Source organism: Pseudomonas sp. C1C7 (assembly GCF_013359595.1).
Classification (GTDB): Bacteria; Pseudomonadota; Gammaproteobacteria; order Pseudomonadales; family Pseudomonadaceae; genus Aquipseudomonas.
In genome coordinates this window covers 1-1,759 of the sequence record NZ_JABFMP010000083.1, presented here as the reverse complement: position 1 = coordinate 1,759, position 1,759 = coordinate 1, and the positions used below count along the sequence as shown (strand labels likewise).

The window sequence follows — 1,759 nt, the reverse complement described above, 5'->3', positions numbered from 1 at the left end:
CATAACGTTTGAGCGGGCCTTCGACATGCCACAGATAAACGTACCCCGCACGCAATCGGCGCAGTGCCATCGGATGACTTTGGGTCGGGCTGGGCGGCTGGAAATCCGCGTGTTCGGCGGCCTGCTCGGCCATCGCATAACGGCTGGGAACGACGAAGATTTCCGCTTGCCGGGCCGGGCAAGTGCTGACCGGACTGGACAGGTCTTCGCTGCCAAACCGGGTTCGTGCGGCGTGATCAGCCCTAGCGAGATTGCGAATTTTATCGAGCGCAGTCATGGTCATTAAAAAGACTCCTTGTCAGTCAGCAGCCAATGGCGTTGCAGTTCCACCAACAAGGCATCGAGGCGTTGTTCGGCGTTGAGGGTTTGTTGTTGAAGAATTTCGCGGTAGGCCTGATGTTCGGGAGCCTGTGGAAACGCGGTGCCGTACTGCGCAACCAACACTGCCCAGCGCGCAATTTCGTAGGGCGCTGAATACCCGTAAAGCGCGGCGCCCTCGCGGCAAGAGGCTGCCCATTGTTGCTGTTCGGCGTCGGAAAGCCCGGCCAATGAATCAGGAAAGTAGGTGCGTACGTGTTCCAGCAGTTGCTGGTCGAACGCTTCCAGCTTTCCCTGGTTGATCTGTTGAAGCTGTTGCTCATCCAGATAAAGCCAGGGACGCTCTGCGTATTGCTGCGTGTTTTGCCGATCCTGTTCACGAACGACCCACTGTTCTTCCTGGCCTTCTTTCGCCGGCAGCCGAACGCGGCTGATCGGTCCCATCATGCGATCTCGCTCGGCCGAACTCAGGGCCGGCAGCCAATGACGCATGACACGCGGGTCGTAGTATCGAAACAGCAATGAAGCACCGCCGCTGACTCGCGCATGAGTCAGGCTGCGCAGATACTCAGCCAGCTCCAGCATGGGCGCGTCGCTCTCGATCATCAGGCCCGCATGGTGTTGCCAGTGGTCCATGAAAGCTTGTTCGAGTGGGCTGTCGGCACGCAGGACGACCAGAGCAGGACCCACATCGAACAACGCTCGATAGGGTGTCGCGTGATAAAGCCATTCGATCGTCGGGCTGCTATCCAGACGGTACAAACGGGTTGGCAGGTTTTTGATGCTGGCGCCGTCCAGCAGCAGATAACGTGAGACGCCTTGAGTCATTTCGCAGCTCCCAGCTTCTGACAGACTTCACACACCGGCTGAGCGGTTGTGGCTGCCTTTTGCAGTGCCTGACGCAAGGCAGGAACAAGCAAATCACCGGCCTTATCCGCATCCGCCTCCTTCAACGGCCCCGGCAACAGCGGCGCCGCCCCCGTACCAGTCCCCGGGCTACCGCCGGAGTTGAGGTTAATCATTGGCCCGCTCACGGTGACGCCCCCGGCATCGATCTTGATGAAGCTGCCGCCTGCCACGAGTGTCAGTTCAGCCCCGGCCTCGAGCACGACTTTCATCCCGCTTTTCAGATGAATCTCCCGACCAGCCTCGATGAGCTGCCCGGTGCCGATCCTGACGTGCTGGTTAACGCCAACGGTCAGGTGATCATCGGCGCGGGCTTCGGCTTTGCGGTCGGCATGAACCGTGCGGTGTTCCTCGGCCTTGAACTCGCTGTAGCTGTTCTGCTCGACCGTGTCGTGACGCTCGTTGCCGACGCGAATCTTCTGGTCGTGTTCGATGTTCTCGTCCCAGTCGCGCTGGGCGTGGAGGAAGATCTGTTCCTGGCCTTTCTTGTCTTCGATGCGCAGTTCGTTGGAGCCGCCGCCACCGGGCGAACTGA

The 1,759-nt window shown here is 59.9% G+C and carries 2 protein-coding genes and 1 pseudogene; all 3 read right to left on the bottom strand.

Going from position 1 to position 1,759, the window contains the following annotated elements:
* Window positions 1–283: toxin VasX (locus HNO86_RS30070; protein WP_372242579.1), on the bottom strand; the 283-nt coding region annotated here is incomplete at its 3' end.
* Window positions 283–1,146 (bottom strand): DUF4123 domain-containing protein, encoded by an 864-nt coding sequence (locus HNO86_RS30065; RefSeq protein ID WP_175380564.1) that lies wholly within the window; start codon window positions 1,144–1,146, stop codon window positions 283–285. The genes HNO86_RS30065 and HNO86_RS30070, both read right to left, overlap by 1 nt.
* A pseudogene (locus tag HNO86_RS30060) lies at window positions 1,143–1,759 on the bottom strand (type VI secretion system tip protein VgrG); the annotation flags it as partial. The pseudogene HNO86_RS30060 and the gene HNO86_RS30065, both read right to left, overlap by 4 nt.

Excerpts from the sequence above, each read along its gene's own strand:
- HNO86_RS30065 (WP_175380564.1), bottom strand. The coding sequence starts at position 1,146 with ATGACTCAAGGCGTCTCACGTTATCTGCTGCTGGACGGCGCCAGCATC.